Here is a 23,253-nt window from a genome sequence, read left to right as displayed (position 1 = left end):
GGTTTGAGCCCGTGCATGTCCGCGTCGTCGACCACCCGCTGGCCGCCGTCCGGTTGCGTTCGCTGCGCGACGAGCGCACCGACAGTGCCGGCTTCCGGGCGGCGCTGCGCGACCTGACCTGGATGCTGGTCTACGAGGCCACCCGCGAGACGCCCTGCGAACAGATCGCCGTGCGCACCCCGCTAGCCGACACCCTCGGCGCGCGGCTGGCCTGCCCGCCGCTGCTGGTGCCGGTGCTGCGCGCCGGGCTGGGCATGGTCGACGCCGCGCACGCGCTGATCCCGGAAGCCGAGGTCGGGTTCGTCGGTGTGGTGCGCGACGAGGCCACCCACCGGCCGGCGCCGTACCTGGCATCGCTGCCGGCCGATCTGAGCACCCGCGGTGTCATGGTTTTGGACCCGATGCTGGCCACCGGCGGCTCGATGGCCCACACCCTGGGACTGCTGGCCGAGCGCGGTGCCACCGATATCACCGTGCTGTGCGTGGTGGCCGCACCGGAAGGCGTTGCGGCGCTGAAGAACACCGCCGTCGACGTGCGGCTGTTCACCGCCGCGATCGACGACGGGCTGAACCAGAACGCCTACATCGTCCCGGGCCTGGGGGATGCCGGCGACCGCCAGTTCGGGCCGCGCTGAGTCACCAGGCGCGGACCTCCGCGGCGACCGCCGCGCACAGCCGCGCTGCCTCGGCGCGCTCGGCGGCCACCTCGTCCGACGGCGGCCGGGTCACTTCCAGGTAGCACTTGAGCTTGGGCTCGGTGCCCGACGGCCGCACCACCACCCGCACCGAGGTGCCCTCGCGCGCCCCGGTGAACTCCAGCGCATCGGTGACCGGCCCACTGCGATGCATCAGATCGGTTGCGGTCACGGCGATTCCGGCCAGCACCGCGGGCGGCTCGGCGCGCAGCCGGGTCATCACCGCGGTCGCCTCGGCGACGTCGGCGACTCGGCGTGACACCGCCTCGGTGACGTGCACGCCGTAGCGGCGGGCCAGCTCGTCCAGCGCCCCGGTGACCGACTCGCCCCGATCGGACAGCGCCGCCACCAGGTCGCAGGCCAGCACCGCGGCGGTGATGCCGTCCTTGTCGCGCACCGCATCCGGGTCGACGCAGTAGCCGATCGCCTCCTCGTAGGCGTAGACCAGGGTGGCGCCGGGCAGGGCGGCGGGGGGCCGGTCGGCGCGGGCCAGCCACTTGAACCCGGTCAGCGTCTCCACATGGCGAGCCCCGTGCTGTTCGGCGATGCGCGCCAGCATCCGTGACGACACCACGGTGCTGGCCACCACCGCATCGGACACCCGTTCCGCAGGCAGCCGTGAGAGCAGGTAATCGCCGAGCAGCCAACCGGTTTCATTGCCGCTCAGCATCCGCCAGCCGGCCGGTCCCGGGATGCCGACGGCGCACCGGTCGGCGTCGGGATCCAGTGCGATCGCGATGTCCGCGTCGACGTCGGCGGCCAGCTCCAACAGCTCGTCGGTGGCGCCCGGCTCCTCGGGGTTCGGGAAGGCGACGGTGGGGAAGTCCGGATCCGGATCGAACTGGCCGGCCACGCGGTGGATGTCGGTGAATCCCGCGGCGCGCAGCACCTCGACGGCGAGCGCGCCGCCCACCCCGTGCAGCGGGGTCAGCGCCACCCGGACCGGGCCGCGGTGGCGCCGCACCGTGGCGGCCCGCCCGACGTAGCGGGTCACCAGCTCGTCGCCGGCGGGCGGAACCGGCCGCCGGCGGATCGCATCGGCCGGGGGAGCGGCGGCCATCGCGGCCTCGATCTCGGCGTCGACGGGCGTCACGATCTGCATGCCGCCGTCGAAGTACACCTTGTAACCGTTGTCGGCGGCCGGGTTGTGCGATGCGGTGATCTGGATGCCGGCCGCCGCGCCGGTCTGGCGCACCGCGAACGCCACCACCGGAGTCGGCAGCGGATCGGATAGTCGCAGCACCGAAAACCCGGCGGCGGCAAGCACCTCGGCGGTCGCGGCCGCGAACGTCTCCGAGCCGTGGCGGGCGTCGCGACCGACCACCACCGTCGAACCGGCGTGCCGGTGCGCCCGCAGCACCGTGGCCACGGCCCAACTGGCGCGCAGCACCACGGCCAGGTTCATCGCGTCCGGGCCGCCGCGCACCGGCCCGCGCAGGCCGGCGGTGCCGAACCGCAGCGGCGCCGCGAACCGGGCGGCGGTCTCCGCGGCGTCCCAGCCGGCCACCTCGGCGGCGGTCACCGGGTCGGGGTCGTGGGCGATCCACTCGTCGGGGGTCACAGCCTCGATTGTGGTCGATCGCACGAACCCCTTCCGATGGACGTATGTCAATCACTTGATACGATCCTCCATTTCGGATATCCAAAACCTGGATTGGAGGGCCGTTGAACCGGTCGACAGCGCTTTCGGTGGACCGTTCGACAGCGCTGCCGGCGGACCGCTCGAGCGTGTTGCCGATCGCCATCGTGGTGGCGGTCGCCGCGGCCGTGCACGGCGCGGTGGCGATGCGATACGGCTGGCATCCCGACGAGTTCTATTACGTGGTCTGCGGCCGACACCTGGCGTGGGGGTACGTCGACCACCCGCCGCTGGTGCCGCTGCTGGCGCGGGTGGCCGCGCTCGGCGGACTGGCGGGCCTGCGATTGCTGGCCATCGCGATCCACCTGGGCTGCATCGTGCTGGCGGCGCTGCTCGCCGCGGAGTTCGGCGGGCGACGTAACGCGCAGCTGATCACCGCGGCCGCCGTGGCAGCCAGTCCGCTGTTCATGGGCGCCGCCATGTTCTTCGGGACCACCGTGGTCGATCAGCTGATCTGGATCGCGGTGCTGCTGCTGGTGACACGCGCGCTGCGAGTCGGCACGGTGCCGGCCTGGCTGCCGGCCGGTCTGGTCGCCGGCGTCGGGCTGGAGACCAAACAGACCGTTGCATTGCTGCTCGTCGGCATCGCGGTGGGCCTGGCGCTGTTCCGGCGCGAGGCCTTGCGTACTGCGGGGCCGTGGCTGGCCGCCGCCGTAGCCGCGGTGCTGGCCGCCCCGAACCTGATCTGGAACGCGCAACACGGCTGGCCGAGCCTGGCGTTCGCCCAGGCGATGTCGGTCCGGATGGGCGGCCCGGCGGGAGCCCTGGCCCAGGTGCCGCTGCTCCTGCTGTTGTACGCCGGCCCGCTGCTGGTGCTGTTGTGGGTGATCGGGGGCGGCTGGCTGGCCTCCCCGGCCGGCCGGGAGTACCGCTGGATCCTGGCGGTGCCGGTGGTGGCGGTGGTGCTCTGCGTCATCAGCGGCGGCCGTGCCTACTACGCGGGGCCGGCGCTGGCCGCGCTGTTCGCCGCCGGCGCGATCCGCATCGAGACCCGAAACCCCGACCGGCCGCCGCGCGGCTGGGCGGTGGCGTTGGTGGCGCTGTTCGTGGGATCGGCGATGTTCTGCCTGCCGGTGCTGCCGCCGTCGGCCGCCCAGACGATACGCAAGGTCAACCCGATTCCGTTGGAGACCTATGGCTGGCCGCAGCTCGTCACCCAGGTGGCGGCCGCGGCGTCGTCGCTGCCCCCCGAGGTGCCGATCTTCACCAGCAATTACGGTGAGGCCTCGGCGCTGACGATCCTGGGGCCCGACGCCGGCATCAACCGGCAGGTGGTCAGCGGCGACGGCAGTTTCGCCCACTGGGGCCCGCCCACCGGCAGCGCCGATACCGTGCTGTGCGTCGGACGGTTCCCGATGCTGAAGCTGCGCCAGTACTGGTCGCAGGTCAGCTATCTGCGGTCGATCAGGTTCCCCGGCGGGGTGCGCAACGGCGAGAGCGCCGCGAAGATCTACCTGTGCCAGGGTGCGCGGGGCAGCTGGGAGACGATGTGGCCGCGGATGCGGCACAGCTCCGGCGTCGGCTACTGAGCCGGCCCGGCCGGGCGGGTCAGAGCCGGGAGATGACGTCGGCGAGCAGTGTGCCCATCCGGGCCGCCGATTGGCGTCCCGCGGCCAGCACCTCGGCGTGGCTGAGCGGCTCGCCGGTGATCCCGGCCGCCAGGTTCGTCACCAGCGACAGGCCCAGCACCTGCGCGCCGGCCGCCCGCGCCGCGATGGCCTCGTGCACCGTCGACATCCCCACCAGGTCGGCGCCCAGGGCGCGCAGCATCCGGATCTCCGCCGGCGTCTCGTACTGCGGGCCGGCCATCCCGGCGTAGACGCCCTCGGCCAGCGTCGGATCCACCTGGCGGGCCAGGGCGCGCAGCGCCGGGGTGTAGGCGTCGACCATGTCGACGAAGTGCGCGCCCTCCAGCGGTGACCGCCCGGTCATATTGAGATGGTCGCTGATCAGCACCGGCTGGCCCACCTCGAACTGTTCGCGCAGGCCGCCGGCGGCGTTGGTCAGCACCACGGTGTTCGCCCCGGCCGCCACCGCCGTGCGCACCGGCCGCACCACATCGGCCAGCGGGTGGCCCTCGTAGGCGTGGATCCGCCCGACCAGCACCAGCACCTGGTGGGTGCCGATCGGGATCGACACCAGTTCGCCGAGGTGGCCGGCCGCGGTCGGCGCGCTGAACCCGGGCAGGTCGGCCATCGGCAGTGCCGCGGTGGGTGTGCCCAGAGCCGCCACCGCCGGCGCCCACCCCGAACCGAGCACGATCGCCACGTCGTGCGAGTCGACGCCGGTCCGGCGGGCCACGACCGCCGCCGCCTGGGTTGCGAGCGGAACCGTCACAGCCCGTGAGTTTAGTCGCGTACTGCGGTGGGATACTGCCTGAATGTCCTCAGCTCCCGCGTCGCAGGCCGCCGAGGCGTGGTTGGCGGTCAATGCCGACGAACTGGTGGCCTGGCGGCGGCATCTGCACCGCCATCCGGAGCTGAGCCGGCAGGAGTTCGCCACCACCCAGTTCATCGCCGAACGCCTGGCCGGCGCGGGCCTCAACCCCAAGGTGCTGCCGAGCGGAACCGGGCTGGTCTGCGATTTCGGCCCGGAGGACGGGCCGCGTATCGCGTTGCGCGCCGACATCGACGCCCTGCCGATGACCGAGCAGACCGGGGCGCCGTACTCCTCGCTGGTGCCGGGGGTGACGCACGCCTGCGGCCACGACGCGCACACCGCGATCCTGCTGGGCGCCGCGCTGGCGCTGGCTGATCCCGTCCTGGCGCCGGAGCTGCCGGTCGGGGTGCGGCTGGTGTTCCAGGCCGCCGAGGAACTGATGCCCGGCGGAGCGATCGATGCGATCGCCGCCGGGGTGCTCACCGGGGTGAGCCGGATCTTCGCGCTGCACTGCGACCCGCGGCTGCAGGTCGGCCGGGTGGCCACCGTGCCGGGGCCGATCACCTCGGCGGCCGACACCATCGAGATCACCGTTGCGGGCCCCGGCGGGCACACCTCGCGGCCGCACCTGACCGCCGATCTGGTCTACGGGCTGGGCACGCTGATCACCGGTCTGCCCGCCGTGCTGTCCCGGCGCATCGACCCGCGCAACAGCACCGTGATGGTGTGGGGGGCGGTCAACTCCGGGGCGGCCGCCAATGCGATCCCGCAGGCCGGACGGCTGGCCGGCACGGTGCGCACCGCGAGCCGCGACACCTGGGTGGCGATGCAGGGCATCGTCGAGGACGCGGTGGCGGACCTGTTGGCGCCGTTGAACATTCAGCACACGCTGTACTACCACCGCGGGGTGCCGCCGGTGGTCAACGAGGCGGTGTCGACGCGGATGCTCACCCGCGCGATCGAGTCGGTCGGGCCGTACGTGCTGGCCGAAACCCGGCAGTCCGGCGGCGGCGAGGACTTCTCCTGGTATCTGGAGCAGGTTCCCGGCGCGATGGCCCGCCTCGGGGTGTGGCCGGGCAGCGGGCCGCAATTGGATCTGCATCAGCCGACGTTCGACCTCGACGAGCGGGCGCTGGGCATCGGCGTGCAGGTGATGGCCGGCATCGTCGACCAGGCCGCCCTGCTCTAAGACCCGGGGCCGATGTTGCGGGCCGGGCGGGTCTGCAGATTGCGCACGTATTCCTCTGGTGCGCCGGCGATCTGGGCGGCTTCGGCCACCACGCCGAGGTAGCGCGCCGACGGCAGCCCGCCCTCCCAGGCGTCCACCACGTACAGCCACGCCAGCATCGGTTCCGGCTTGCTGTCCACCGGGTCCGACGTGATGCCGTCCACCCGGTCCACCCGGCAGCGGATCTTCTTGTGGATGCCGAAGTCCGAGCCCTCCCAGCGGTCCAGGTTCTGCTCGTCCTCGTGGGTCACGTCATAGAGGACGACGAACACGCTTGATCCCGGATCCTCGACCACGGTCGCCAGGGCACCCTCCCAGCCGATGTCCTCGCCGGCGAACGTCAGCCGCCAGCCGTGTATCCACCCGGTACCGGTCATCGGGGAGTGCGGTGCCCGCTGCAGCATCTGTTCGGGATGCATGTTCGACCCGTAGGCGGCGTAGAGCGGCACGGCAGAAAGCTTAAACGTCGTGTCGAGGATAAGTTGGTCGCTGTGACTTCTGCCTCGACGCGTGCCTCGACTCGCATCGTGATCATCGGTGGCGGTCCGGCCGGCTATGAAGCCGCGCTGGTGGCGGCGGCCAAGGGACCCGAGGTGGTGACGGTCACCGTCGTCGACGCCGACGGCATCGGCGGCGCCTGCGTGTTGTGGGACTGTGTGCCGTCCAAGACCTTCATCGCCTCCTCCGGGGTGCGCACCGAGCTGCGGCGGGCCCCGCACCTGGGTTTCGACATCCACTTCACCGACGCCGAGATCGAGCTCGACAAGATCCACCAGCGGGTCAAGTCGCTGGCCGAGGCGCAGTCGGCCGACATCCGAACCCAGCTGGTCAATACCGGTATCGACGTCATCGCCGGCCGCGGGGAGCTGATCGACCCCGAGCCGGGGCTGGCGCATCACCGGGTCCTGGTCACCGAGCACGGCGGCGCGCAGCGGGTGCTCGACGCCGACGTGGTGCTGATCGCCACCGGCGCCAGCCCGCGCACCCTGCCCAACGCCGAGCCCGACGGCGAGCGCATCCTGACCTGGCGTCAGCTCTACGACCTGCACACGCTGCCCGAACACCTGGTGGTGGTGGGTTCGGGGGTGACCGGTGCGGAGTTCGTCAACGCCTACACCGAGCTCGGCGTGCCGGTGACGGTGGTGGCCAGCCGCGACCGGGTGCTGCCGCACGAGGACCCCGACGCCGCCCGGGTGCTGGAGCGCTCGTTCGCCGAGCGCGGCGTCACCCTGGTCAAGAACGCCCGGGCCGCCTCGGTGACCCGCACCGGCGACGGCGTCCTGGTCACCATGACCGACGGCCGCACCGTGACCGGCAGCCACGCGCTGATGACGGTCGGCTCGGTGCCCAACACCGCCGGGCTGGGTCTGGAGCGGGTCGGCATCGAGCTCGGTCCCGGCGACTATCTGCAGGTCGACCGGGTGTCACGCACCTCGGTTCCCGGCATCTACGCCGCCGGGGACTGCACCGGGTTGCTGCAGCTGGCCTCGGTCGCGGCCATGCAGGGCCGGATCGCGATGTATCACGCGCTGGGTGACGCGGTGGCCCCGATCCGGCTGCGGACGGTGGCCGCGGCGGTGTTCACCCGGCCCGAGATCGCCGCGGTCGGGGTGCCGCAGTCCCAGATCGACGACGGTACGGTGCCGGCGCGCACCGTCATGCTGCCGTTGCAGACCAACGCCCGGGCCAAGATGAGCCGGATGCGGCACGGCTTCCTCAAGCTGTTCTGCCGGCCCGCGACCGGGGTGGTGATCGGCGGGGTGGTGGTGGCGCCCATCGCCTCGGAGCTCATCCTGCCGATCGCGCTGGCGGTGCAGAACCGGATCACCGTGGCCGATCTGGCCCAGACCCTGGCGGTGTACCCGTCGCTGTCGGGCTCGCTCACCGAGGCGGCACGGCGGCTGATGACCCACGATGACCTGGACTGACGCGACTCCGCGGCGGATCAGGCTTCGCGCACGGTTTGAATCTGGTTCTTGAGCTCGCGATACGCCTGTACCCGTGCCATCACGGCGTCCGCGGTGGAGTTGGTCGCGGCGGATTCAGGGGCGGCTTCGATGCCGTAGAGCATGGCGCCCAGCTTGCCGTGCAACTCGGCGCGCTGCTCGGCGGTCCGGGCCTCTTCGCGTTCCTGGCGCAGCGAGTCGTCGATGCGCATCGCCTCGGAGGCGCATTGGGAGATCAGCTCGACGCTTTCGAACGCCGACTTCTCCAGACTGGCGATGGTTGTTCGTGCCTCTGCCAGAATCTTGCGATCGTCGTCGTTCGGGTTGTCGAGCGCCGCCAATTCATCGGCGACCTTCTTCAGCTCCAAGGCCCGGCTCAACCGGTTGATGATGCCGCGTATATCGGGTTTGAAGTCGATGTCGCCAAGCCAGCCCTCGCTGGCTGCTTCGGTAGCGGCGACGGCCTTGGCCGAGGATCGCACTGCTCGACGAGCGCGGCATTCTGCTGACCGACCTTGGCGATGAGTTGGGCTTTCCGTTGCCGGATCCGATCTTGCCGTTGCTGTCTGGCAGCAGCGGTTCGTGCCGCCTCTTCAGCCTGTGCCTGCCGTTGCGCGGCGGCCTGGCGTCGGCCGGCCACGTCTATCAGGCGGAACGTCAGCCACGTTACGAACGCTACGGCGACGATCACTCCGATAGCGATCCAGACGGGTGCCGGGATGGCGGAGATGAGCACCACGGCGCCTAAGATGACGCCACCCACCACGGTGGCGCAGCCGTCGTTGGAGTCCTTCTTGTTGCCGCTCGCCATGTGGCCTCCCCGCTTGTGGCCGCGGCTGAACCCGACCAGCACTGGGCACGATCCTAAGAGAGATCGCCGACACTGCTGCGCTACCGGTCAGCGGAACTGGTTTCGCCGGGCCGGGCGTCGGTCGGTGTCGGCGGTGAGTAGCGGCCGGTGTCACACCCGCGCGACGCGGGGCGCCACGTAGCCTGGCAGGCGTGAGCACGCTGGGACCTGACCAACGAGCACAAGCCTGGGAGCGACTCGGCACCGAGCAGTTCGACGTAGTGGTGGTCGGCGGCGGTGTGGTGGGCACCGGCTGCGCGCTGGATGCCGCCACCCGCGGCCTGCGGGTCGCACTGGTCGAGGCGCGGGACTTCGCCGCCGGAACGTCGAGCCGGAGCTCGAAGATGTTCCACGGCGGGCTGCGCTACCTCGAACAGCTGGAGTTCGGCCTGGTGCGCGAGGCGCTGCACGAACGCGAACTGTCGCTGACCACGCTGGCGCCGCACCTGGTCAAACCGCTGCCGTTCCTCTATCCGCTGACCAACCGGTGGTGGGAGCGGCCGTATGTGGCCGCCGGGATCTTCCTCTACGATCAGCTGGGCGGGGCGAAATCGGTTCCCGCGCAACGGCATCTGACCCGCGCCGGCGCGCTGCGGTTGTGCCCGGGGCTCAAGCGCAGCGCGCTGATCGGCGGCATCCGTTACTACGACACCGTCGTCGACGACGCCCGGCACACCCTGACCGTCGGGCGCACCGCCGCGCACTACGGCGCGGTGATCCGCACCTCCACCCAGGTGGTGGGGATGTTGCGCGAAGGCGACCGGGTGACCGGGGTGACGGTGCGCGATTCCGAGAACGGCGCGACGACCGAGGTGCGCGGGCATGTGGTGGTCAACGCCACCGGGGTGTGGACCGACGAGATCCAGGCGCTGTCGCGTCAGCGTGGCCGGTTCCACGTGCGGGCGTCCAAGGGCGTGCACATCGTGGTGCCGCGGGACCGGATCGTGTCCGAGGCGGCGATCATCCTGCGCACCGAGAAGTCGGTGCTGTTCGTGATCCCGTGGGGCACGCACTGGATCGTCGGCACCACCGACACCGACTGGAACCTCGACCTGGCCCACCCGGCGGCCACCAAGGCCGACATCGACTACCTGCTGACCAACGTCAACACGGCGCTGGCCACCCCGCTGAGCCACGCCGACATCGAGGGCGTCTATGCCGGGCTGCGGCCGCTGCTGGCCGGGGAGAACGACGACACCTCCAAGCTGTCGCGGGAGCACGCGGTGGCCGTGCCGGCGCCGGGCCTGGTGGCGATCGCCGGCGGCAAGTACACCACCTACCGGGTGATGGCCGCCGACGCGATCGACGCCGCCGCCGAGTTCATCCCGACCCGGGTGGCGCCGACGATCACCGAGAAGGTGCCGCTGCTGGGTGCCGACGGCTACTTCGCGCTGGTCAACCAGGCCGAGCACGTCGGCGCCGAGCAGAATCTGCACCCGTACCGGGTGCGCCACCTGCTGGACCGGTACGGCTCGCTGATCCACGACGTGCTGGCGCTGGCCGCGGACCGGCCGGAGCTGCTGGACCCGATCGCCGAGGCGCCCACCTACCTGAAGGTGGAGGTCGCCTATGCGGCCGCGGCCGAGGGTGCACTGCACCTGGAGGACGTGCTGGCCCGCCGGACCCGCATCTCCATCGAGTACGCCCATCGCGGGGTGAACTGCGCCCGCGACGTCGCCGAGGTGATGGCGTCGGTGCTCGGCTGGGACGACGCCGCGGTGGACGCGGAGGTGGCTAACTACGCCGCCCGGGTGGAGGCCGAGATCCTGTCGCAGGAACAGCCCGATGACGCCTCGGCGGACGCGCTGCGGGCGAGGGCGCCCGAAGCCAGGACAGAGATTCTGGAACCGATTCCGCTTCCATAAACCCGGATCCATTACTCCGGGAACGGCTCCGCGAAAAAACCGTGCATTAAGTCTGAAATAGGCGTTAACTTATATTTGACAGTTATTTAAAGGGCAATTATTTTCCTTCCATCAGCTGGATCACATGGGGGATCCGGGTACGCGGAAGGTGTGGTTCATGTCGGAGGTTTTCGGGGGGGCGCGCCAGCACGCGCTGGCGACGAAAAGCGGCACACTGGCCGCGGCCACCGTTCTTGCGGGAGCCGGCCTGTTCGGTGTCGCGGCGGTGGGGACCGAGCTTCCCGGGCTGCCGTTCGCGGCGCAGCACGCCAACGTAGTGCTGGTTGATTTCCCGACCTTCGCCGAGAGCCTGCAGGCCCTGCTCGACGAGTGGGGCATGGGCGACCTCAACGACATGCTGGGCGGGTTCGGCACCGGGGCCTTCAACATCGACTCGTCGGTGGCGGACTTCCTGGCCGCCATGAATCCCGATCACACCACCCTGAACGGTCTCACCGAGATCTTCGGGATGCCGCTGGACGTTCCGCTCTACAGCGCCACCGCTGAGTCCCTGCTCGGCTTCGGCAGCGACTGGCTGGTGGATGGCGTCCCGATCGGCAACGTCGACCTCGGCGACCTGATCGATGTGGTGCTCGGGGACGGCGCCGGCGAGCACTCGCTGCAAGATCTGGCCAACGCGGTGGGCTTGGGTTCTTTGCTCAGCCAGTGGGGAAGCGCGATCAATCTGCTCGGCCTGGAAAACCTGAACATCATGAACTGCGGCCTGCTCGGCTGCAGCCATCCCGAGCTGAACGTCGGCAGCTCGCTGGAGGACTGGTTGACCGGGATACTGGGAGTGAACACCCGGGATGTCGACTGGGATCCGCTGATGGGGGGCCCGAAACACTTGGATGCCACCACCCTCGGCGAATACCTGCACACGCTCCCGGTCAGCGCGACCAACAGCACCACCATGGACGATGCGACCCTGGGGCTGCTGTTCGGCATGACACCCAACCAGACCTGGGATGAATACGTCTCCCAGTTCCCGTTCGGCGGCACGTTCCTGGACCCGTCGGGCCTAATCTGGGGCGACCAGACGCTGGGCACCCTGCTGAGCAGCTTCCTGCCCGAGGACAGCGCCCTGACGATCACCGGTGAAACACCGATCGTCGAGATCTTAGAGGCCTTCGGCCTGCTGTTCTCATAGCGAGGACCGCGCTCCAGACCAACCGCGCCCGGCCAGCTGGCCGGGCGCGGTCCTGTTTCCCGCCCATCGTGGCCGGCCGGTAGTCGACGTTTGCTGGAGAATGCCCCCGACGTGGTGCGTATTTCGCTCATACCGTTCTGTTCAACGGTATTTCTGGGCATTAACTTCATACCGTTTGACCGTTATTTCCGGGTGTTAGCACAGGGCCGCTATTGCGGCTGACTTTAGCCGGTCCGCTCGGATGAAAACCTAGAAAACCCTAAGTGATCTGTTATCGCACATGAAGTCTGTACATCTACCACGACTGTCTCACTAGTTCGCTGATAGCGCACCTGAACTGGAAATTTCCTGCCAGCTCCGGTTGCTGACGCAACGGAAAATATCGAGAGGCTATTGACACGAGGCTGAGGACAGCTTAAGTTAATCCCTGTTGTGGGAAATCACTTCATGAATTATTCCGATCCCTGAAGGGGGGCCTGTTACATGTCAACTCTTTCCATTGCGACGCCAACGGAGCCGCGTGGCTTCATGACGAAAGCCGGCGTATTCGCAGCCAGCACCGCCTTGGCCGGTGCGGCTTTGCTGGGGGGCGCGGCCGTTGCTCCGACGGTTGCGAGCAGCCTGTCCGCATCGGTGCATCACGACTACGTGCTGACCGCCGACCCCGCGCCCGTGATCACCGACTTTGTCGGCAGCCTCCAGTTCCTACTTGACCAGCTCGGGTTCGGGAATATGGGCGAGGTGCTGGGTCTGTTCGGAACGGAGACCAGTCCGGTCAACGCCGCCTCGGAGCTGAGCGTCCTGCTGGCGAACCTGAACCCGGACAACGTGTCGCTGGACGCAGCCACTATGGGCCTGCTCTCCACCGACCTCACCGCCCTGCTGAATGACGTGGAACTTCCTGCCGGCGACGGCACAGCCCCATTGGGAGATATACCGCTCCTCGGCTTGATCGGCGGCTTCATCGGCGGGGCTGACGGCATCAACACCGACATCGGCGACCTGCTGACCGCACTCGGGTTCGGCCCGTACGTCGGTCTGCTGAACCTGGCGTTCCTCGGCATCGACGTGACACCGGATACGTCCGTGGCAGACCTGCTCGGTGACATGTTGGGGATCGACGGCGACACCACGATCAACTCGCTGTTGGACGACAACGGCTTCGGTGACGCCACCATCGCGAGCCTGATGGGCATCAGCCCGGAGCAACTCGGCGCTGGCTGGGACGACTTCCTCGACAGCATCAAGCTCGGCACCTCGATCATGGACCCGGCCGGCGACGGATCCCTGGGTGACCAGACGCTGGGCGGTCTGCTGACCAGCCTGCTCGGTGTTGGCGCCGACCCGGTGACCGACGACACCACGCTGACCGACTTCCTGGGCGGCCTGGGCATCTGGGACATGCTCGGCCTCGGCGACGACGCCGGCTAAGCCGGAGTAGTCAGCACCCAATAAGCCACATCGGCCACAACCCCCGACGGTTGTGGCCGATGTGTCTTTGGTGCGCAGGGATATTCGCGCACCTGGCCACCGCTACGGATGCTCGGGATCGTCGTCGCCGTCGGCGCTGTCGCGCAGCAGCTTCTCCGGGTGGTGATAGCTGTTCGTGCGCGGTCGGCCACGGTCGAGGTGCGCAGGGGGCAGCGTCTCGATCACCCCGTCGGCGCGCTTGCGGGTGCGCCAGCCGCCGGACAGCAGCCGATGGTGCGGCCCGCAGCGCAGGGTGAGGTCGTCGATGTCGGTGCGGGGGTGCTGGGCGTAGTCGTGGTTGTGGTGCACCTCGGTGAGCTGGGCGGGCACGGTGCAGCCCGGGTGCGTGCAGCCGCGTTCGGTGTCGTAGAGCACCAAGCGCTGCCCGGGGTTGGCGAGTCGTTTGGTGTGAAACAGCGCGATCTGTTTGGCGCCGTCGTAGAGGCGTAGGTAGTGATGCGCGTGGGAGGCCAGTGCGATCACGTCGTGCAGGGGCAGCCAGGTGCCGCCGGCGGTGGTGGCTTTGCCGGCGGCGGCTTCGAGTTCGGCCAGGCTCAGCGACACGACGATGGTGGCGGGCACCCCGTGATGGCTGCCCAGTTCACCGGAGGCCAGCAGGTTGGTGGCCATGGCTGCCAGGGCGTCGTGGTTGCGTTGCGCAGCTGAGCGGCGGTCGTTGTCGATATGGGCCTGTGAGGGGGTGCCGGACAGGCACGGGGTCTCATCGGCGGGGTTGCACCTGCCCGGGGCGGCCCAGTGGGCCAGCACGGCATCGAGGGCGGCGCGGGCGTGCGGGTCGAGGTGGCCTTTGATCGCGGACATGCCGTCGCGATCTTGGGGGCCGACGGTGATGCCGCGTCGTTTGGCGCGTTGCTCGTTGTCGGTGTGGTTGCCGTCGGGGCGCAGGTAGTCGGCGACGCGTTGGGCGAGTTTGGCAAGTTCGTCGGGCCGATGGTGGGCGGCCAGGTCGCTGAGATGCTGCTCGGCCTGGGCCAGCGTGCCCGCATCGATGCTCTCGGGCAGGTAGTCGAACAGGGAGCGGATCACCGCGATGTGCTCGGCCCCGAGTCGCCCTTTCCGTTGGGCGGCGGCCACCGCGGGCAGCACCGGAGCCAGAGGTTCGCCGGTCAGGGTGCGCCGCGGTCCCAGGTCGGCGGCCTCGTCGATGCGGCGCCTGGCTTCCCCGCGGGTGATGCCGAGTTCGTCGGCGAGCACCCAGCGGGGTTTGCCGCCCAGTTCGTCGGTGTCGGTGGCGGCGACTTGGTTGACCATCGGATGCTCCACGGCCGGCAGTCGGCGGCGCAATTCCTCGCAGCGCCGCAACAGTGCCACGCATTCGGGTGGGGTCAGCGCCGAGAAGTCCAGGTCCATGGCCCGATCCAGATCGGCCGAAAGAGCGTCGAACACCTCGACGATTTCTTCCCGATCATTCGAACGCATGTGCTAATTCTAGCGATTCGGTACGACGGTTGCAGAATTTATCCACAGGCAAAACCGCAGTGGCTCAAGTGATTACAGTGAACAATGAGCCGTACGGGGATACACTCACGGCACCTACCGGAAGCGCCGGATGTGCCGAAACCCGAGGAGCCCCCGCGATGACCCGCCGACGTCCCGCCCCGCTGCCGGTACGCGACGGCTTGGGCCCGGCCCGGCTCCGCCTGCACGGCGGGCCGGTGGCCGCTGAGCTGCGCGCCCGCTTCGGTGCGGCGGCCGCGGCGAAGGTGGCCGCCGGTGAGGTGGTGACCGCCGACGGTGTCGTCGTCGACGAGACGACGGTGCTACCGGCCGGAAGCCACGTCTTTCTCTACCGGGACCTGCCGATAGAGGTTCCCGTGCCCTTTGAGATCCCGGTGTTGCACCGCGACGACGACCTGGTGGTGGTCGACAAGCCGCATTTCCTGTCGACCATGCCCCGGGGCCGCCATGTCGCCCAGACGGCGCTGGTGCGGCTGCGCCGTGAGCTGGAACTTCCCGAGTTGAGCCCGGCGCACCGCCTGGACCGGCTCACCGCCGGGGTTCTGCTGTTCACCACCCGCCGGGAGCTGCGCGGGCCCTATCAGACGCTGTTCGCCCGCGGGGCCGTGCGCAAGCAGTACCTGGCGCGCTCGTCAGCGCCGCCCACCGGCGAGTTTCCGCGGCTGGTGCGCAACCGGATCGTCAAACGGCGCGGCTGCCTGCAGGCCCGCGAGGAGCCCGGCGAACCCAACGCCGAAACGCTGGTCGAAGCGCTGGGAGACGGCTGCTACCGACTGACCCCGCGCACCGGCCGCACCCATCAACTGCGGGTGCACCTGGCCTCGCTCGGCCTGTCCATCGATGGTGATCCGCTCTATCCGGAGATCGTCGAGGTCGCCCCAGACGACTTCTCCACCCCGCTGCAACTGCTGGCGCAGCGGCTCGAGTTCACCGACCCGTTGTCTGACCGGCCACGTTGCTTCGTCAGCCGGCGCGCGTTTCAGCGCTGAGCGTGCCGGGTACAGGAAGGCACGACAGAGCAGAGGGGAGTCTGATTCTGATGAAGGCACACGGAAGGATGGCGATCGCCGTCCTCGGAAGCACAGCGGCGCTGGTGGCGGCGGGTTGCAGCGGCACCACGGAAGAAGCGCCGACCAGCACCACCACGACAGAGACCACCACAACCACCACGATGGAGACCACTCCGATGGAACCGGCACCCGGCGTGCCACCCGGGGAGCACCCGGGGGAGCCCGGAGCCCCCGGTGGTCCGACCGGTGGCGGCGGCCCCGGGGGCGGTGGCGGCCAGATTCCCGGCGGGCCCACCGGTGGCGGCGGGCCGGGCGGTGGCGGCGGTGAGATCCCCGGTGGACCCACCGGCGGCGGCGGGCCCGGCGGCGGCGGTGGCCAGATCCCGGGCGGCCCGACCGGCTGGGGCGGACCCGGCGGCGGCGGCGGCTGCCTGCCCGGCGTGGGGTGTGGCGGCTGGCCGTGATCGGCCCGCGACGCTGACGCCTCGCTAAGGCATATCGACGCCCGACGCCCAGGGTCATCACCCCGGGCGTCGGGTGCCGCCTTGGCCGGGCCGTGGTTCACCGCTGACAGGTGGCGCACCAGAAACTGATCCGGCCGTCGCCGTCCGATTCCACCCCGGTGCCGCAGCGCCGGCAGGGCTTGCCGGCCCGGCCGTACACCCACAGTTGGCGTCCCGGCCGGGTGTCCCCGGTGGTGCAGCGCGCCCACCGCAGCCGATTGGCCCACAGCATCTCTCGGGCCCGCGACACCAGCCGGGCCGGGTCGGTCAACGCGGCAACCGGGGACGTCGGCAATCGTCCGACGATGAAACACAATTCGTTGCAGTAGACATTGCCGATGCCGGCCAGCACCCGCTGATCCAACAGCGCCGCGGCCAGCGGGCGCTGCGGCTCGGCCAGCAGGTTGGCGACGGCGGTGCCCGGGTCCCAGTCGGGGCCGAGCAGGTCCGGGCCCAGGTGGGCGACCGCCTCGCCGTCGCGGTCACGCTCCAGCACCTCCAGCACCCCCAGATCGATGCCGAGAGCGCGAACATCTCCGGCCTCCAGGATGATTCGCACCCGATGGTCGAGCGGGCCCCTCCGCACCGGGGAGCCAACCCGCCAGCTGCCCTCCATCTTCAGATGCGAATGGATGCTGGCCTGCCCGACCCGGATGAACAGGTGCTTGCCCCGGCTGATCACCTCATCCACCCGCTGTCCGGTGAGGTCCACGACGGCATAGCGGGGAACCCGGATGTCGCAGCGGGTCAACGTTTTTCCGGTCAACGCATCGCGGAGTACGGCCGCGGTGTGGAAGACGGTGTCACCCTCGGGCATCAGCGCAGCCGCAATCCCCGTGGGGTGCGGGAAAATCCCGCGTCGGCCAGGGCCGCCGTGGTCGGCGAGTCGCGAATCTCTAGCACCGTCGCGCCGTCCACCCGCTCGATGAGGATTCCGTCGACCCGGCGGTCGGCGATCAGCCGGGCCAGTGCACCGGCGGCGGCGCGTTGCGCCTCGGCGGCGTCGGCGCCGGTGGCGAAGTTCAACAGTGTCCTCCCGCCGCGTTCGACGAACCAGACCAGCTCGCCGTCGACCAGCACCACCAGCGCTCCCGCCTTGCGGCCCGGCCGGGCCGTGCCGGGATGCGCCGGCCAGCTCAGTGCCGCCCCGTAGGGGTTGGCCGGGTCGGCGGCGGCCAGCGCCACCGCGTGATACTCCGGGCGCGCCGGGTCGACGCCGTCGAGGTAGCCGCGCAGCCGGTCCACGGTCGAGGCCAGCGCGAACTGGGCGGCGCCCAGCGACTCGATGAAATAGCCACGCTGGCAACGTCCGGCCTCCTCGAAGGCCGTCAACACCTTGTAGAGGCCGGCGAATCCGCCCGGCACCGCCTCGGCGGCCACCGCGCCGCGGGTCAGCACCCCGTAGCGGTGCAGCAGCAACTCGGCGGTGTGGTGCGCCCGCACCGTGGAGAACCCCGCATCCGGCCCGGTGGCCGGCAACATCGACCAGCGTCCGGCCACGGCCGGGTCGGCGGGGCGGGCGGCGGCGTGCGCGACGCTGTACCGGCTCAGTCGCGGCGGCCGCTTACTGCGATGTGCCGGGGTGGAGCGCCGGGTGCCTGCCAGCACCGTCCGCATCGGCGCGAAGGTGTCGCCGGTGACCCATCCCGCCCAGATCAATTCCCACAGTGCGGCTTTGAGCTCGGCTTCACCCGCATCACCGGTGAGCTGGCGGAAGAAGAACGCGCCGCCGCCGCCGAGCGCGTCGAGGATCTGCCGGTGGGCGGTACCGAATTCGATCGGCGCGCCGGGGGCCAGCGTCAACGGCGCCGACTCGGCGGTGTGGAAGGTGACCCAGCCGTCGGCGGCCGGTGCGTTGCCGGCCGGGGCGCCCGCACCGGACCACAGCACCTCCCCGGAGGCCAGCAGCTCGTCGAGCATGGCCGGGGAGTAGTCGCGCACCCGCGCCGCCAGCACCAGCGGCTCGACCGCCGATGCCGGCAGCGGCACACCCGCCAGTTGCTCGATCACCCCGGCCAGCCCGTCGAGCCCGGACGCGGCGCCGCGGTCGCCGATCTGCTGCCAGGCCGGCAGGAAACGCGCGTAGGCCGCCGGGGACACCGGCTCGATCGCCGAACGCAGCGCCGCCAGCGACCGGCGTCGCAGAATCCGCAGCACCTGGGCGTCGCACCACTGCTCGCCGGGAGAGTCCGGGAAGTCGGCGAACTCGCCGCGCACCACCCGGCCGTCGGCGGCCAGCCGGCCCAGCGCGTCGGCGGCCACCCGGGTGCCCAGCCCGAACCGGTCCGCGGCCTGACCGGTGGTGAACGGGCCGTGGGTGCGGGCGAACCGGCCCAGCAGCTCACCCAGCGGGTCGCTGACCGGTTCGGTGAAACCGGCCGGGACCCCGGGCGGCACCGCCACCCCGATGCCGTCGCGTAGCCGGCCGATGTCCTCGATCGCCACCCACCAGGACCGCCCGGCGAACGCCACCGCCAGTACCCGCCGGGCGGACAGCAGATGCTCGAGCCAACCGCCCACCTCCGATCCGCCGGCCCGCGCGGCGACCTCCGCAGTGGTGAGCGGTCCGAGCAGCCGCAACAGATCCGCGACCCCCTCGGCGTCGCGGGTGGCCTTCTCCGGGGTCAGGTGCTGCAACTCGGCGGCGACGGCGGCGACGATGTCGGGGTCGAGCAATTCTCGCAACTCGACCCGGCCCAGCAGCTGCGCCAGCAGGGTGGGGTCCAGCGACAGTGCCGCCGCGCGACGCTCGGCCAGCGGGCTGTCGCCCTCGTACATGAACGCGCCGACGTAGCCGAACAGCAACGAGGCCGCGAACGGCGACGGGGTGGCCGTCTCGACCTGCACCACCCGCACCCGGCGCTGCGCGATCCGCGCCATCAACTCCGTCAGCGCGGGGACGTCGTAGACGTCCTGCAGGCACTCGCGCACGGTCTCCAGCACGATCGGGAACGCCGGGTATCGGCGGGCCACATCGAGCAATTGGGCGGCCCGCTGGCGTTGCTGCCACAACGGTGTGCGGCGACCGGGGTGCCGGCGCGGCAACAGCAACGCCCGCGCCGCGCACTCCCGGAAGCGGCTGGCGAACAACGCCGAGCCGCCCACCTCGGCGGTGACGATCGGCTCGATCTCGTCGGCGTCGAAGACGAACAGGTCCGCACCGGGTGCCTCGGAGGCTGCGTCGGTGTCGGCGTCGGGAAGCCGCACCACGATGCCGTCGTCGGAGGCGGTCGGTTTCTCGTCGATGCCGTAGCGTTCGTGCAGCCGCCGGCCCACGGCCAGCGCCAGCGGGCCGTGCACCCGCAGCCCGTAGGGCGAGTGCAGCACCACCCGCCAGTCGCCGAGCTCGTCGCGGAAGCGTTCCACCACCAGCGTGGTGTCGGTGGGAACCGTCGACGTGGCGGTGCGCTGGTCGTCGAGCAGCCGCCACAGGTTGTCAGCCGCGTAGTCGTCGAAACCCAAACCGGCGCAGCGTTTGTCGAGGGCGGCACGGTCGAGACCGGCCAGCTCGCCGGTGAACTCGCCGAGCGCGGCGCCGAGTTCGGCCGGCCGGCCGACGCCGTCGCCGTGCCAGAACGGCAGCCGGCCGGGCTGGCCGGGCGCCGGGGCGACCAGCACCCGGTCGTGGCTGATCTCGGTGATGCGCCAGCTGGTGGCGCCCAGCGAGATCACGTCGCCGGGCCGCGATTCGTAGACCATCTCCTCGTCGAGTTCACCGACCCGGGACGGCTTCTGGGCGCCGGCCAGATACACCGCGAACAGGCCGCGGTCCGGGATGGCGCCACCGGATGTGACGGCCAGCCGCTGGGCGCCGGGCCGGCCGGTCAACGTGCCGGCGTCGCGGTCATAGACCAGCCGCGGCCGCAGCTCGGCGAACTCGGTCGACGGGTACTTCCCCGAGAGCAGGTCCAGGGTGGCCTCGAACACGCTGCGCGGCAACGTCGCGAAGGGGGCGGCCCGGCGCACCGTGTCGAACCAGGCCTCGGCGTCCAGCGGCTCCAGCGCAGCCGCGGCCACCGTGTGCTGGGCCAGGATGTCCAGTGGATTGGCCGGCACCGTCAGCGTCTCGATCTGGCCGGTCAGCATCCGCTGCACCGAGACCGCGCAGCCGATCAGATCGGTGCGGTGCTTGGGGATCAGCACCCCCGCCGAGACCTCCCCGACCTGGTGGCCGGCCCGCCCGATGCGCTGCAGGCCGCTGGCCACCGACGGCGGCGCCTCGATCTGGATGACCAGGTCGACGGCACCCATGTCGATGCCCAGCTCCAGGCTCGAGGTCGCGACCACCGCCCGCAGCCGCCCGCTTTTCAGATCCTCCTCGACTGCGGCGCGGGTCTCCTTGGACACCGAACCGTGGTGGGCCCGCGCCAGCACCGGAGCGGTGTCGTCTTCGCAACGCTCGGCGTGAATCTCGTTGAGCCGTGCGGTCAGTCGCTCGGCCAGCCGCCGCGAGTTGGCGAACACGATCGAGGAGCGGTGGGCCTCGATGAGGTCCACGATGCGTTCCTCCACCTGCGGCCAGATGGTGCCTTCGGCGGGGCTGGCCATATCCGGCACCGGAACCTGCACCGTCAGCTCGAACGTCTTGGCCGCCGGCGGGGCCACGATCCTGGTCGGGGACTGCCCGGACAGGAACCGGGCGACCTCTTCGGCGGGCCGCACGGTGGCGGACAGGCCGATCCGCTGCGCCGGCCGCGCCAGCATCGCATCGAGGCGCTCCAGGGACAGCGCCAGGTGGCTGCCGCGCTTGGTGCCGGCCACCGCGTGCACCTCGTCGACGATCACCGTCTGCACCCCGGTCAGCGCCTCGCGCGCCGCCGACGTCAGCATCAGAAACAGTGACTCCGGGGTGGTGATCAGGATGTCGGGTGGGTGCGCGACCAGCTCGCGCCGCCGCGCCGCGGAGGTGTCGCCGGAGCGGACCCCGACCGTGATGGCCGGCGCGGGCAGGCCCGCATAGTCAGGGTGCGCCGCGATGCGGGCGATGCCGGCCAGCGGGGTGCGCAGGTTGCGTTCGACGTCGACCGCCAGCGCCTTGAGCGGCGACACGTAGAGCACCCGGGTATGTCCCGATCGCGCATCCGGGGCTGCGGCCAGCCGGTCCAGCGCCCACAGGAACGCCGCCAGCGTCTTGCCCGAACCGGTGGGCGCCACCACCAGGGTGTTGTGTCCGTCGGCGATCGCCGACCAGGCCTGCTCCTGCGCCTCGGTCGGTGCGGCGAAGGTACCGGTGAACCAGTCCCGGGTCAGCGCCGAGAACCGGGCCAGCGCGGCTGGGGTTTCTCGGCTCACCCCGCCATCGTGCCAACTTCGGGGCGGTGCTGCCCGGTGGTGCGGTTTTGCGGCGCTCAGCAGCGGGTATCCGCGAGCCGTGGCGGTGACAGGGGGGCGGGGTATGACCATTCTGGATGACAGGACGCCGCCGGGGCGGCCGATATTCGCCGACGCGGCAGCGGCACCGCGCGCCCGGGAAGCGCCGCAGCGCGACTGGACCTGGATCAACTGGACGTTGTCGCTGCTGACCGCGCCGGCCGCCGTGCTGCTGATGGAGTTCGCGCCGGGCGCGGTGGCCGGCACCGCGTTGTGCAGCACCGCGGCCTGCCCCGGCCTGCAGCTGGACGGGTCACTGTTCGGCCTGCTTTACCACGGCGCGGCGGCCGTTGCGGCGCTGACCTTGTTTCTGGCGTTCTTCTTCGCAACGCACCGGGGCGGGATCGCGGTCTGGGCGTGCGGCTGGGTGCTGCTGGCGGCCGACCTGGTGGCCCTGCTCGCGCTTTTCTGACCCGGGTCCGGCCGGCGGCCTGTACTCGCGATACCGGGCCTCACCATCCGGTCACGCTGGTGCGGGTTGGAGCGTGACCGGGGTGCGGCAGCCGTTCGGGCCAGCCGCGAAAACAGCCGCCACATCCGGCGCCAGATGATTACCGCGCTTTCCCGTTGGGTACGCGGCGCACATCGGCAGGTGGCCGACACAGCGAACCTCGGAGGTCGGCGATGGCGTTGCGCAAGGGCGACAAAGCGGAGTCGGATGTTGAAGCCGAGGCGCACCGGGCGCGCCCGCCCACCGGCAAGGACGAGGACGCTACCCATGTCGGGCGGGTCAGCCCTGATGACGCGCTGGACGTCGGCGAAACCGGCGCCGAAGCCCGCAGCGAGGACGGGTGAAGCGGCCGGTGCGGCCGGCGGAGTCCGTTTGAGTCCCAATGTTGTTGGGTAGGCAGGCCATTGGACTGACTGCCAGCCAAGGGAGGGAAGCGAACATGGCCCGCACCGTGGCCGAGATCATGGCCCACACACCACAAACCGTTCCGGCGGACATGCCCGTCAGCGAAGCGGCGGAATGCATGCGCCGAGCCGATATCGGTAACGTCGTCGTCCTCAGCGACGGCCACGTCCAGGGCATCGTGACCGACCGGGACATCGTCGTCCGGGTCGTCGCCGAAGGCAAAGAGCTCTCGACGCCGGTCGGGGAGGTATGCAGCAGCCAGGAGCTCGTCAGCGTTCGGCCCGATTCGAGCCTCGACGACGCCGTTGCGCTGATGCGCAGCAAGGCGGTGCGCCGGCTGCCTGTCATCGACGGCGACCGGTTGGCGGGAGTACTGAGCATCGGGGATCTGGCTGTCGAGCGCGACGAGCACTCTGCGCTCGCCGACATCAGCGCCGCGACGGCGAATCGCTAGCCCGATGCGATCGGCGGTGTCGGGCGGGTGCGCTGCGCTGGCGCTGATCGCCGGGCTGCCCGCGGCGTCCGCCGACCCGGGCGCCGCGGTCGACACCACCTGCAGCTACTGGCAGGTGGTGTCGGCGATGAACGACCAATCACCGGGCGTCGCCGAGCAGTTCAACGCGACCCCGGTCGCCCAGGCCTGGCTGCAGAACTTCCTGGCCGCACCGCCGCCGCAGCGTCAGCAGCTGGTCGAGCAGGCGCAGCACCGGCCTGAGGCGCCCGAGTACGTCGCGCTGTTCAGCCCGCTGGCCAACGACTGCGACTACTACTGAG

At 70.6% G+C, this 23,253-nt stretch carries 21 protein-coding genes; 13 read left to right on the top strand and 8 right to left on the bottom strand.

Annotated features, from left to right (window positions below):
* Positions 1–11: 11 nt before the first annotated feature.
* Positions 12–635, top strand: coding sequence for a uracil phosphoribosyltransferase (gene upp / locus AWC24_RS18420; RefSeq protein ID WP_085087668.1), 624 nt, complete (start codon positions 12–14; stop codon positions 633–635).
* 1 nt (position 636) lies between these two features.
* Here the strand turns inward: upp and AWC24_RS18415 are convergent, their stop codons facing one another.
* Positions 637–2,256, bottom strand: a complete 1,620-nt coding sequence (locus AWC24_RS18415) for a phospho-sugar mutase (RefSeq protein WP_085087663.1) — start codon at positions 2,254–2,256, stop codon at positions 637–639.
* Positions 2,257–2,384: 128 nt separating this feature from the next.
* Between AWC24_RS18415 and AWC24_RS18410 the strand changes: the two genes are divergently transcribed.
* Positions 2,385–3,863 (top strand): ArnT family glycosyltransferase, encoded by a 1,479-nt coding sequence (locus AWC24_RS18410; RefSeq protein ID WP_234807428.1) that lies wholly within the window; start codon positions 2,385–2,387, stop codon positions 3,861–3,863.
* A 19-nt stretch (positions 3,864–3,882) separates the two neighbouring features.
* On the opposite strand, the gene AWC24_RS18405 is transcribed toward AWC24_RS18410, so the two are convergent.
* Positions 3,883–4,671, bottom strand: a complete 789-nt coding sequence (locus AWC24_RS18405) for a purine-nucleoside phosphorylase (RefSeq protein ID WP_085087660.1) — start codon at positions 4,669–4,671, stop codon at positions 3,883–3,885.
* A 43-nt stretch (positions 4,672–4,714) separates the two neighbouring features.
* Here AWC24_RS18405 and AWC24_RS18400 point away from each other — a divergent pair, with 43 nt between their 5' ends.
* The gene (locus tag AWC24_RS18400) at positions 4,715–5,902 is read left to right on the top strand and encodes an amidohydrolase (RefSeq protein WP_085087647.1); all 1,188 of its coding nucleotides are present in this window, start codon (positions 4,715–4,717) and stop codon (positions 5,900–5,902) included.
* Here AWC24_RS18400 and AWC24_RS18395 read toward each other — a convergent pair.
* Positions 5,899–6,390, bottom strand: a complete 492-nt coding sequence (locus AWC24_RS18395) for a gamma-glutamylcyclotransferase family protein (protein WP_085087640.1) — start codon at positions 6,388–6,390, stop codon at positions 5,899–5,901. The two genes, AWC24_RS18400 and AWC24_RS18395, sit on opposite strands and share 4 nt — an antisense overlap.
* Before the next feature lie 42 nt (positions 6,391–6,432).
* Here AWC24_RS18395 and AWC24_RS18390 point away from each other — a divergent pair, with 42 nt between their 5' ends.
* Complete coding sequence (locus tag AWC24_RS18390) at positions 6,433–7,869, top strand: NAD(P)H-quinone dehydrogenase (RefSeq protein WP_085087637.1); 1,437 nt, start codon at positions 6,433–6,435, stop codon at positions 7,867–7,869.
* A gap of 17 nt (positions 7,870–7,886) precedes the next feature.
* Here AWC24_RS18390 and AWC24_RS23165 read toward each other — a convergent pair whose 3' ends face one another.
* Both AWC24_RS23165 and AWC24_RS23160 read right to left on the bottom strand, forming a co-directional pair.
* Positions 7,887–8,267 (bottom strand): hypothetical protein, encoded by a 381-nt coding sequence (locus tag AWC24_RS23165; protein WP_234807427.1) that lies wholly within the window; start codon positions 8,265–8,267, stop codon positions 7,887–7,889.
* The gene (locus tag AWC24_RS23160; RefSeq protein WP_234807426.1) at positions 8,264–8,698 is read right to left on the bottom strand and encodes a hypothetical protein; all 435 of its coding nucleotides are present in this window, start codon (positions 8,696–8,698) and stop codon (positions 8,264–8,266) included. Before AWC24_RS23160 ends, AWC24_RS23165 begins: the two co-directional genes overlap by 4 nt.
* 182 nt (positions 8,699–8,880) lie before the next feature.
* Between AWC24_RS23160 and AWC24_RS18380 the strand changes: the two genes are divergently transcribed.
* The 3 genes from AWC24_RS18380 to AWC24_RS18370 all read left to right on the top strand — a co-directional run bounded on the left by AWC24_RS18380 (position 8,881) and on the right by AWC24_RS18370 (position 13,222).
* Positions 8,881–10,602, top strand: coding sequence for a glycerol-3-phosphate dehydrogenase/oxidase (locus AWC24_RS18380; RefSeq protein WP_174813636.1), 1,722 nt, complete (start codon positions 8,881–8,883; stop codon positions 10,600–10,602).
* 157 nt (positions 10,603–10,759) lie between these two features.
* Complete coding sequence (locus tag AWC24_RS18375) at positions 10,760–11,791, top strand: hypothetical protein (RefSeq protein WP_085087847.1); 1,032 nt, start codon at positions 10,760–10,762, stop codon at positions 11,789–11,791.
* A 528-nt stretch (positions 11,792–12,319) separates the two neighbouring features.
* Entirely contained in the window at positions 12,320–13,222 is a 903-nt protein-coding gene (locus AWC24_RS18370) for a hypothetical protein (protein WP_085087625.1), read from the top strand.
* A gap of 102 nt (positions 13,223–13,324) precedes the next feature.
* Here the strand turns inward: AWC24_RS18370 and AWC24_RS18365 are convergent, their stop codons facing one another.
* The gene (locus AWC24_RS18365; protein WP_085087612.1) at positions 13,325–14,701 is read right to left on the bottom strand and encodes an HNH endonuclease signature motif containing protein; all 1,377 of its coding nucleotides are present in this window, start codon (positions 14,699–14,701) and stop codon (positions 13,325–13,327) included.
* 158 nt (positions 14,702–14,859) lie between these two features.
* Between AWC24_RS18365 and AWC24_RS18360 the strand changes: the two genes are divergently transcribed.
* Positions 14,860–15,729 (top strand): pseudouridine synthase, encoded by an 870-nt coding sequence (locus AWC24_RS18360; protein ID WP_085087609.1) that lies wholly within the window; start codon positions 14,860–14,862, stop codon positions 15,727–15,729.
* Between the two features lie 50 nt (positions 15,730–15,779).
* Entirely contained in the window at positions 15,780–16,214 is a 435-nt protein-coding gene (locus AWC24_RS22585) for a hypothetical protein (protein ID WP_163705305.1), read from the top strand.
* A gap of 97 nt (positions 16,215–16,311) precedes the next feature.
* Here the strand turns inward: AWC24_RS22585 and nei2 are convergent, their stop codons facing one another.
* Both nei2 and AWC24_RS18345 read right to left on the bottom strand, forming a co-directional pair.
* The gene (gene nei2 / locus AWC24_RS18350) at positions 16,312–17,070 is read right to left on the bottom strand and encodes an endonuclease VIII Nei2 (RefSeq protein ID WP_085087606.1); all 759 of its coding nucleotides are present in this window, start codon (positions 17,068–17,070) and stop codon (positions 16,312–16,314) included.
* Complete coding sequence (locus tag AWC24_RS18345; protein WP_085087603.1) at positions 17,070–21,545, bottom strand: DEAD/DEAH box helicase; 4,476 nt, start codon at positions 21,543–21,545, stop codon at positions 17,070–17,072. The genes nei2 and AWC24_RS18345 overlap by 1 nt, the downstream gene beginning before the upstream one ends.
* A gap of 103 nt (positions 21,546–21,648) precedes the next feature.
* Between AWC24_RS18345 and AWC24_RS18340 the strand changes: the two genes are divergently transcribed.
* The 4 genes from AWC24_RS18340 (at position 21,649) to AWC24_RS18330 (ending at position 23,252) form a co-directional block, all read left to right on the top strand.
* A complete protein-coding gene (locus AWC24_RS18340; RefSeq protein WP_085087600.1) occupies positions 21,649–22,035 on the top strand; it encodes a hypothetical protein in 387 nt (128 codons plus the stop codon).
* 212 nt (positions 22,036–22,247) lie between these two features.
* The gene (locus AWC24_RS22580; RefSeq protein WP_165757762.1) at positions 22,248–22,418 is read left to right on the top strand and encodes a hypothetical protein; all 171 of its coding nucleotides are present in this window, start codon (positions 22,248–22,250) and stop codon (positions 22,416–22,418) included.
* Between the two features lie 95 nt (positions 22,419–22,513).
* On the top strand, positions 22,514–22,933 hold the full coding sequence (locus AWC24_RS18335) for a CBS domain-containing protein (RefSeq protein ID WP_085087844.1): 420 nt from the start codon (positions 22,514–22,516) through the stop codon (positions 22,931–22,933).
* Between the two features lie 4 nt (positions 22,934–22,937).
* Entirely contained in the window at positions 22,938–23,252 is a 315-nt protein-coding gene (locus AWC24_RS18330; protein WP_085087597.1) for a hemophore-related protein, read from the top strand.
* The last annotated feature ends 1 nt before the right edge of the window (position 23,253 follow it).

This window comes from Mycolicibacter senuensis (assembly GCF_002101885.1).
GTDB classification, from domain to species: Bacteria; Actinomycetota; Actinomycetes; order Mycobacteriales; family Mycobacteriaceae; genus Mycobacterium; species Mycobacterium senuense.
Note: the sequence above shows the minus strand (reverse complement) of the source record. Positions and strands in the feature narration are given on the sequence as shown.